Origin of the sequence: Kitasatospora sp. NPDC005748 (genome assembly GCF_040630735.1) — a bacterium.
Classification (GTDB): domain Bacteria; phylum Actinomycetota; class Actinomycetes; order Streptomycetales; family Streptomycetaceae; genus Kitasatospora.
Genome location: NZ_JBEXYD010000081.1, coordinates 19328 through 27897 on the forward strand (window position 1 = coordinate 19328; position 8570 = coordinate 27897).

General features: G+C 71.6%; 10 protein-coding genes. 6 read left to right on the forward strand and 4 right to left on the reverse strand.

Features of this window, described 5'->3' with window-relative positions; translation table 11 throughout:
* Nucleotides 1–94: 94 nt before the first annotated feature.
* Complete coding sequence (locus ABZ495_RS33630) at nucleotides 95–277, forward strand: amidase family protein (protein ID WP_359808696.1); 183 nt, start codon at nucleotides 95–97, stop codon at nucleotides 275–277.
* A gap of 540 nt (nucleotides 278–817) precedes the next feature.
* On the opposite strand, the gene ABZ495_RS33635 is transcribed toward ABZ495_RS33630, so the two are convergent.
* Nucleotides 818–1408 carry a hypothetical protein gene (locus tag ABZ495_RS33635; protein ID WP_359808698.1) on the reverse strand — a complete coding sequence of 197 codons (591 nt, stop codon included), beginning with the start codon at nucleotides 1406–1408 and terminating at the stop codon, nucleotides 818–820.
* Nucleotides 1409–1802: 394 nt separating this feature from the next.
* On the opposite strand from ABZ495_RS33635, the gene ABZ495_RS33640 reads away from it, so the two are divergent.
* Nucleotides 1803–2420, forward strand: coding sequence for a hypothetical protein (locus ABZ495_RS33640; protein WP_359839634.1), 618 nt, complete (start codon nucleotides 1803–1805; stop codon nucleotides 2418–2420).
* A 68-nt stretch (nucleotides 2421–2488) separates the two neighbouring features.
* Here ABZ495_RS33640 and ABZ495_RS33645 read toward each other — a convergent pair whose 3' ends face one another.
* A complete protein-coding gene (locus ABZ495_RS33645; protein ID WP_359839636.1) occupies nucleotides 2489–2716 on the reverse strand; it encodes a hypothetical protein in 228 nt (75 codons plus the stop codon).
* Nucleotides 2717–2794: 78 nt separating this feature from the next.
* Nucleotides 2795–3442 carry a hypothetical protein gene (locus tag ABZ495_RS33650; protein ID WP_359839638.1) on the reverse strand — a complete coding sequence of 216 codons (648 nt, stop codon included), beginning with the start codon at nucleotides 3440–3442 and terminating at the stop codon, nucleotides 2795–2797.
* A 491-nt stretch (nucleotides 3443–3933) separates the two neighbouring features.
* Between ABZ495_RS33650 and ABZ495_RS33655 the strand changes: the two genes are divergently transcribed.
* The 4 genes from ABZ495_RS33655 (at nucleotide 3934) to ABZ495_RS33670 (ending at nucleotide 7117) form a co-directional block, all read left to right on the forward strand.
* Entirely contained in the window at nucleotides 3934–4215 is a 282-nt protein-coding gene (locus tag ABZ495_RS33655) for a hypothetical protein (RefSeq protein ID WP_359839639.1), read from the forward strand.
* A 74-nt stretch (nucleotides 4216–4289) separates the two neighbouring features.
* On the forward strand, nucleotides 4290–4559 hold the full coding sequence (locus ABZ495_RS33660; protein WP_359839641.1) for a hypothetical protein: 270 nt from the start codon (nucleotides 4290–4292) through the stop codon (nucleotides 4557–4559).
* Nucleotides 4560–4989: 430 nt separating this feature from the next.
* The gene (locus ABZ495_RS33665) at nucleotides 4990–5655 is read left to right on the forward strand and encodes a DUF4328 domain-containing protein (protein ID WP_359839643.1); all 666 of its coding nucleotides are present in this window, start codon (nucleotides 4990–4992) and stop codon (nucleotides 5653–5655) included.
* A 1048-nt stretch (nucleotides 5656–6703) separates the two neighbouring features.
* Nucleotides 6704–7117, forward strand: coding sequence for a hypothetical protein (locus ABZ495_RS33670; protein WP_359839645.1), 414 nt, complete (start codon nucleotides 6704–6706; stop codon nucleotides 7115–7117).
* A 33-nt stretch (nucleotides 7118–7150) separates the two neighbouring features.
* Here the strand turns inward: ABZ495_RS33670 and ABZ495_RS33675 are convergent, their stop codons facing one another.
* Nucleotides 7151–8392, reverse strand: a complete 1242-nt coding sequence (locus tag ABZ495_RS33675) for an NAD(P)/FAD-dependent oxidoreductase (protein ID WP_359839647.1) — start codon at nucleotides 8390–8392, stop codon at nucleotides 7151–7153.
* Between the last annotated feature and the right edge of the window lie 178 nt (nucleotides 8393–8570).

Genomic DNA, 8570 nt, shown 5'->3' on the forward strand with positions numbered 1-8570 from the left:
GGCGAACGTCACGCCCACCACACTCCCGGCCACGCCGGTCGACTTCCAGCCCGACGCCCCGAGCCCGTTCACCAGCTCGACCGACGACTCGGTGGTGGCCGGCTACCCCCAGATCAGTGTGCCGGCCGGCTACACCGACCAGGGGCTGCCGCTCGGGGTCTCCTTCCTCGGAACGCGCTTCAGCGACGCCCGGCTGCTCGGCTACGCGTACGCCTTCGAGCAGGAGGCGCGGGTCCGCACGGCCCCCCGGTACCTGCCCACGCTGCCGCGGGAGTAGCCGCCCGCCTGTACGTGCCCAGGGTCCTCGGCATGAGCCGGTTTCCCCCCGACCGCGACGGCTCCGACGACCCCTTCGCAGTGATCGGCGGTCCCTTCCTGGCCGTCGCGTACAAGCGACGAGGCCTGCCTGCCGCAGCTGGCGCGCACGAGTACGACGAGGTCACAACGGTTGGGGGGCCACGGCACCGATCGCTCACCGGCCGCGACCTGGCCGAACCCCGCAGCCGGCGCCCCGCGTGGACCAGCGCGAGACCGCCCGACAGGCGGTCGCCCGCCTGGGGTCGCCGGCGGACGGCCAGCCACCGCCCCAGCAGGCCGCACAGGTGACGACCGGTCGCCGCTCAAGTCGCCAAGTGAACCGCTCGGTCACATCCCGTGTCGCCGGAGAATGACCGTCCCGGCCGCCCGCGAGCAGCCGAGACTCGCCGCTGACGCGCGCCTAGATGACTTCACCGACGGAATTCGGGAAACCAGCAGTTGTGCCCGGCGGGCGCACCGGCCGGGACGTACGGGGACGGTCGTGTCCAGCAAGCACCAGCTACATCTTGACGTCCAGGTGCAGGTTGAACGTCACGCCGCCGATGGTGACGAAAAGGTTGCCCTGCCACTTCCGGGTCGCCAGCGTGGCCCCCACGTTGGCCTTGCCCGCCGCGGCCTTGTCCTGCGGCGGCAGGGCGTGGAAGCCCCCGATGAACGGGGCCCCGGCCCCCAGGGTGGCCAGGTGGTTCCACCGGCCTTGCTGGACGGCGTACTGGCTGGCCGTGAGCCCCGTCGGATAGCCGAGGTCGACACCGCCCCCGCCCACATACTGCGCCGTGCAGGCCGCGAGCAACTTCCCCTCGGTGTCGAGGCTGACGGTGTTGTCGGCCTGGATCGCGGCTCGAAGCGCGCCCAGGTGTGGCGTGAGCGCTGTCTGGCGCTGCGTGCGCGCCGCGGCGTCCTGCACGTCCCGCTTGTCCGAGTCGATGGTGCTCTTGGCGCTTTCGATCCCCTCGGCGGGATTCATCGCGATCCGGATGCTGGTCGCCCACTTCTCGGCGGCGATCCACTGCTTGCTGAAGTCGATCTCCAGACAGTACGCGGTGAGCAGCTCGTTCGCTTCCTGCTCGCTCTTGGCGGTCTTGGGCATGAAGGGCCCCCCTTCGTCGACGCCGACGCCCCCGCGTCGGCGAATGATTCCCCCGTGCGTGGGACCTTAGCAATCCGGGGACGACACCGTTACCGCAACGCCGTGTTGACTGTCCGTCAGTGCAAGAGGCCGGCCCAGTCGATCAGGCCGGAACCGGACCCGGTTGGCCATCGGGGTCCCGGGTGCCAACACCTTGTCGCCCGCGATGGTGTCCACCGGTGCCCGGTCCTTGATCGTAGAGACCCGAGGAGCGGCAAAGATGTCCCAACGCCGTTGCGTGGCAATGGCTTTCGAACGACACCGTGTGCCGATACGCTGGTCGAGCGCCCACCCGCCGGGCTTGAGTCGCGCATGAGCACAGAGGTGAGGCGCCGGGAGCGATCTGGGAAGGCTGGTGCCCATGGTCCTGGGCAGGCGGAAGCGGCGGGAAGCGGATGGCGCACGCGCGAAGTTCATCGCCAACCGGGAGAGGGTCCGCGCCTGGACCGGGCGTTGGGACTGCCCCGAGGTGGCCTGGCCGGCCTTCGAAGAGGTCCCGGGCCCGTGGATGGTTCTGCCGCGCGAACGCGACCGATGGCTGGATCTCCACGCGCCCTCCATGGAGCGATACGACTGGCTCCTCAAGGCCACGCCCCGGGCGAACGGCGTCGACGGGCTGTGGGCGCTCTGGGCGTTCCGCGCGGAACACGAGTTCGCGCGTCTGACGATCCACTTCGAGAGCGTCTATGACCCCGAGTACCTGGCCGAGAGGCTGGCTCTGGGCATCGAGGCGGCGGCATTCGAAGGGTGGCAAGACGGCGACGCGCAGGGCATCTACGACTGGTTGCTCGATGGGGTCGGCGGCATCGCCGGCACCGGCCACATGGTGCACGGAAAGCACCGCGGGGGCTTCCTGCTGCTGGAGATGATCTGCGCGGTGGCCAGCACCACCGACGTCACCACCGAGCTCCGCGTCTCGCTCACGACCACGTCCCTGGAGGGCAAGCCGTTGAAGTCGGACGGCCGGGACTAGGGAACGTATCGGGGTCGTGATCGGCGACTGGTCTTGATGAGGTCCTTGGTCCAGGTCATCGAGGCGCGTCAGCGCGGCGGGCCGAGGCGCTCGGTGGAGGCGGCGGCGCCGGGGCGGGTCGGGAGATGGACGGAGCCGTTCAGCCGCACCGGCGCGTAGCGCTCGGTGAGGGCCTTGAGGTCGGCCGCCAGGGTCACGCCCAGCTCGGCCTCCAGGCGCTGCCAGTCCTCGGCCGCCGCTCCCGGCCCTGAGGCCGGGCCGAGGAGCGCGAACAGCCGGGTGAGGTGCTCGTCCATCTCTCGACGCCCTGTCGCCCTACGTCTTGGGGCAGTTGCTCGTACCCGTGGTGCTGCCCCCGGTCGGGGTCTGGGTGATCACGCAGTGCTTGAAGACCTTGTCCTCCAGGATGAAGTAATTATACTCAAGCGACTCCACCACACCGGTGTTGGCGTTGGGGTAGGTGGCTCCACCGACACGGAGACGTGCTTGCCCTTCTTGATGGCCTGGACGATGTCCCGTTCGACGCCGGTGCTCAGGTACGGCGTGTTCGTCTTCTCGTAGATCGCCACCAGGTTTCGCAGGCTGATGCCCGAGCCCTTGGCCGCCGCCGGGTTCAGGTGCCCGTGGGCAGCCTTCGGGTTCCCCGGCTCGGCCTCGATCTCGGTCATTCCGGGCGGGCGGGTGGAACCGTTGGTGTGCACACCGGGGCAGTTGCGGCCCTTGCAGTAGTCCGACCCGTCCAGCATCGCGAACACCCGGGTGGCCCGGCACTCGGAGCGCTGGAGGTGGTTGTCGTAGTAGCGCTGGCGCGGCATGAACACGGCGTGCCCGGTCTCACTGGTGCCCGGTCCGTCGTCGCACTTGCCGTCCTCGCGGGTGCGGCCATTGTTCTTGCCGCCGGGCACCGAGTCGGGGACGGGCCACAGGGCGGTCCGGTCCTGCTCGTTGGGCGCGATGTGCGTCGGGTTGAGACCGAGCAGGCGGGTGAGTTCGTCGGCCAGGTAGACCGCCGTGAGGTTCATCAACAGCTGGGCGAAGTCCGGGGCCTTCCAGCCCGGCAGCGGGGCGGGCCGTCAAGAATCCGCCTTGCCCCCTCGCGGTGCGCCGACCGCAGCGAGACCTCGCGCACGTGGCGCCACGAGGGCGTCCTGTCCGCGGCCGCCGTGGCCGAGCGGGTGCGCTGGCAGCTGCAGGCCTGGCAGCACCGGCAGCGCTTCGACGAACAGGCCGGCGGAGTCGTGGGCGCTGCGCCTGGTGCCGGACGCGCTGTTCGCAGATCCCGGCCGTCAGCTGTCGCTGCTGGACGGCAACCGGGAGGCGCTGGAACGGATGAAGCGCGCCGCAGCCCGCGTGCAGGCCATCCGCGGGCGCACCGCCGTGGTGAGGGCGCAGCTGGTCGGCGGGCGCGGGCCGGGGGACCAGGTGGTCCGTACTCCGTGGGGGGACGAGCATCGGGAGCGGCGAGCTGAGGGCCCGCGGCCCCGGGCTGTTGCCGGCCCCGTCGCCGGTGCGGGTGCCGACCACCGTGCAGCAGGTGCGCCTGCGGGACGCCGAGGGTCGCGAGGTGGCCGTCCCCGGGCGCGCCGAGCTGCTGTCCGACCCGGCGTGCCTAGTCGCGGACGAGTGGGAGCTGACGGTGAGCGGCTGGGCAGGGCCGTGGCCGGCCACCGAACGGTGGTGGGCCGACGACGGCTCCCGCGTGGCCCGGATGCAGGTCACCGTCGCCGACGGCGGCGCTGTACTGCTCGCCGTCGAGGGCGGCCGCTGGCGCTTCGAAGGCGCCCACGACAGCTGACCGCCCGCGCACCCTTTCGGTCGCCGACTCCCGGGGCGACCCGGGGCAATGGTTGAGAACCACCAGGAGCACCCGTGCTCTTCGACAGCAACCGCGAGGCCCCGTGGCGCGAGCTGCACCGCCGGCTTGCGGGCGGCACGCCGCCGAACACCGACCGGACCGTCGTGCCGCTCCCTACCCGGTCCGGCACTCAGCCGCGCCCGGAGCCGGTCGGGACCGGCTGGGCCGAGCTGCACGTCCACTCCTCCTACAGCTTCCTCGACGGCCCCAGCGACCCGGCTCCAGCGCCCCGGCAGCCACCCGTCCTGAGAGGCGCCAGCCGCATCACGGCTGGGGTTGCCTGATCGGCCAGCAGGCAAGCCTTCTTGCTCGGCTCTCTGACATGCCTCCCGAGGATGCGCAGCGGTGGGGACGTCCGGCTGCAGGGCAGACGGAGAACCACTTGTCCGGGAGGTGCTGGAAGACGGCAGCCCGCCCGCCACCTGGGTGACCGCTACCGCGTCCTGCTCTCCGTACAACTACCGTCCCCAGTTCATACGGAGGCTGGGAGATCGGGGCAGTAGGGCCTCTGGTCTGCGATCATCTCGGTGGCGGTGGTGCGTGGGCAGCGCTAGGGTCAGGCCCGCCCGGGGATCCGGCCTCGGCGTTCAACGTGAGGGCCGTCGACTGATGTCCTGTCTGGTGTGTGGGGTGCGTCCGAGTCTGGGAGCGGACGGGCGGTGCTTCGCGTGCGCTGGTTCGTACCGGTCACCGGCGCCGCTCGGGACGGCTACCTTGGTTCTGCTGGCGGTCAACGGCCTTGTCGCGCTCACCGTGGCAGTGCTGGACCTGTTCGGTTACTCGTCGGTCGGGGCGCTGGCGGAACACACGACTGGCACGGCCGAAGAGTCCCTCGACCGCATACTCGCGCTCTCGAACGTCCTGAGCGTGGTCTCGATAGCCGTCCTGATGGCGACGGCGGCCCTGTTCATCGTTTGGCTCCACCGAGTGCGCGAGAACGCCGAACTCTTCGCCCCGGGTACCCATCAGCACGGCAAGGGCTGGGTGATCGGCGCGTGGATCACGCCCATCGCGTGCCTCTGGTTCCCTTGGCGGATCGTGGTGGACTGCTGGCAGGCCAGCGCGCCTGTCACCGGCCCCTACGGTGAGCGGCGGATCCTCTCCCAGAGGCTGGTGTCGTCCTGGTGGACGGCCTGGATCGGTGCGCTGATCCTCAATCGGATCACGGCGGCGGCCGTGGGCGCCGCCACCGTGGCGAGCGGAGACATCGACGCAGACATCGCGGCTGTTCAGACCTCGCTGGCACTGGAGATCGCCGAGAGCGTCTTCACCGTTGCCGCCGCTGCCCTGGCGGCCCAGGTCGTGCGCCGGCTGAGCGCGATGCAGGACGCCCCTGCAGGGCTGACCGCTCCTGTAACCGCCGGGATGACGACATCCTGAGGATGACATCCCCAGGAGCAGTCGGCAGGATCAAGTGCTCCTCGCCCCGGATCATCAGTAGGTGCGCCAGCTTCCTGGCCATGGTAGTCCGAACTGTCATCGGGGGTGCCCCGGGGCCGAGCCAGGTGCGGACATCGAACGGTCGTCCCATCGGGCGCCGCCCCCAAGCGCAGCCGGACGGCTGATGGATCGACCAGCGGCCCGGGCGGCGATTCCGGCACGGATCCTGGCCGCTGCCGCCACACGCTGGTCGAGCAGGAAGCTGGCCGTCCGGTCGGCCGCCGCCGACCGCCGGGCAGCGGCTGACGACTCGAACCGGTGCATGGAACGCATCACCGCGGCTTGGGCGTTGCGGGACTCGGCAGCCACGGCAGCCACGGCAGCCACGGCAGCCACGGCAGGTGAGAGCCTGAAACGACGGAGCGCGTCCCGCTTGTACCGGTCGCGTGTGCAGGCCACTGCGAGTAGCTCGCTGGCACCCGCGATCTCCTGGCTTTGCGTTTCGTGCCGGGCCCGCACCCTGGCGCTGCGGATCTCCGAGCGGACGTCCTCCCAGACGGCGAACACCGTCCGGCAGCGCGGTCAGTAGCCCGGCCGCGACCCTGACTCTGCTTGGCAACGGGCCCGGGGGCTCGCTTGTGAAGCCGGTGTCTGGCCCCTTCCTTGGATTGGCCAGCCGTGTTGGACTCGCGATCCGGGATCCGTCCGGGCCTGTCGGGGGAGGACGCTGGTACCGGACCCCGCCCACACGAGAGCTTCCGGAGGAACGGTGAACGCAGCATCCCTGCACGGTCACCACGACGACCGTCAGCCCATCGCCTGTGCCCAGGACGCCGTTGCTGAGGCTCTCCCGTCGGCGCAGCGGATGGAGTTCCACCGGGAGATGGGTGGGGCCGGTGTGGAGACAATCGGTGGTGTCCTGAAGCGTTGGTGGCTGCGGGCGGAGCTCCACCGGAATCCGGAGGGGGACCGCAGTCACGCGGTCGCCCGGGCCAGCACTGCTCCCGGGCACCTCGGCGTCTGCGGTCCTGCGTCGCTTCGGTGTCCTGTGAGCGACTTCATCGACGTTCCGGACGAGAACGCGACCCGCTCGCTGTCCCCGGCTGTCGAGGAGTTCCTCGAGGACCCGGGCACGCCGGTCGGTGTCTTCTCCGCGGTGGTGGCGTTCCTTCAGTCGCCAACGGCTGGCACCGGTTGCGCCAGCATGATGGGCATCAGCCTCCCCGGGCCGATGCCTCCGGAGCGGCGTGGGGGCAGGCCAGGCCAACCGTGCTGGCTTCGCTCGGCCTGCCGGCCGATGCGGCTGAGCACCTGGCGGCGCGGGCCGCGGATCGAGGTCCGCGAGCCCGACGAGGGGTTCGACCCCACGACGCTGCTCGTCATGCGTCAGGGGCCCGGCAAGGAGGCGGACGCTTGGCGGTGTGCCGTGCCTCTGCTGACGTGCGGGCGTATCGGATGGTGACCGCCTGGCCGTCTGTCACACGGGTCGACAGTCTCAGCGGCCCAGGTCCTGGAGGACCTCGCGTGCCGCCCTCGTCCCGGAGGCCATCGCCCCTTGCAGCGAGCCGGTCGCCCGGTGGTCCCCGCAGACGTAGCGCCCCGCGCCGAACCGGCTCGGGCGGATCAGTGGCCATGGCGCCGGCATCGCCGGCAGCGCCTCCCGTACGGTGTAGGAGGCCAGGTGCTCCCAGCCTGAGGTGTCCGTCCCGTAGAGCCCGGCCAGCGTGGACCGCACCTCGGCCTCCCGGTGGTCCGCCGCTCCCAGTACCGAGGTGGAGACCAGCGCCCGGCCGTCCGTCGCGTACCCCGGCGCGACCTCGCTGAGCACCACCGTGTTCAGCACCCGCCGCGCCGAGTCCACCAGCAGGGTCGGCTCGGCCAGCGGGGGTACCGGCGCCGCGTGGTACAGCGTGGTCACCGTACGGGTGGCCGGCACCGCCAGCCCCGGCAGCAGCGCCGCGGCCGCGCCCGGGCCGGTGGCCACCACCACGGCCCGGGCCGGGAGTTCGGTCCCGTCGGCGAGCGCCGCCCCGGCCGCCGTCAGCTCCCGCACCGGCGTGCCGAGCCGCAGTACCCCGGCCGGCAGGCCCGCCGCGAGCTGCGCGGGCACCGCACCGATGCCGGCGTCCGGCAGGCAGAGGGTGCCGCGCAGCATGCTGCGCCAGACCAGGTGGAAGTAGCGCGCGGAGGTCTCCAGCTCCTCCTCCAGGAAGACGCCGGACAGGAACGGCCGGAGGAAGTCCTCCACCAGCGCGGGCGAGATCCCCGCCGCGGCGAGCGCCGACCGGGTGGAGGTGTCCCGGCCTCGGCGGAGCAGGGCGGGCGGCAGCAGGGCGTCCCGGGCGCCGAGCAGGCCGAGCGCGGCGATGTCCCGGGCGGACCCGAGCCGGCCGGGCAGCAGGTCCGCGGCGTCCCGGGGGCGCCGGGTGGGATCGGTGAACCTGAGCCGGCCGCGCGGGGTCTGCACCAGCACGCCCGGGGTGAACGGGCGCAGCCGCAGGTCCGCCAGTCGCAGCCGCCGCTTCACCTGCGGGTAGGAGGTGTTGAACACCTGGAAGCCGCGGTCCAGCAGGAAGCCGGCGCGCCGGTCGGTGCGCACCCGCCCCCCGACCGCCTCGGCCTGCTCCACCAGGAGCACGTCGAGGCCGGCCCCGCGCAGGTCGAGGGCGCAGGCGAGGCCGGATACCCCCGCGCCGATCACCAGGACGTCGTGTTCTCGGGTGGGCTCTGCCGGCATCTCGCGCCGCCTCTCGGGTGACCTGCTGTCAGGGGTCCGGCACCGAGCCTAGATCCTCACGGTCGCCGGGCCGGGATCAGCGCGCTAGGGCACGTATTCGGTCGTGATCAATCTTGGCGATTCACCTTCGCGGCGGGACCTGATCCGGTAGACCGTGGTGTGTGACGCGAGCGCAACT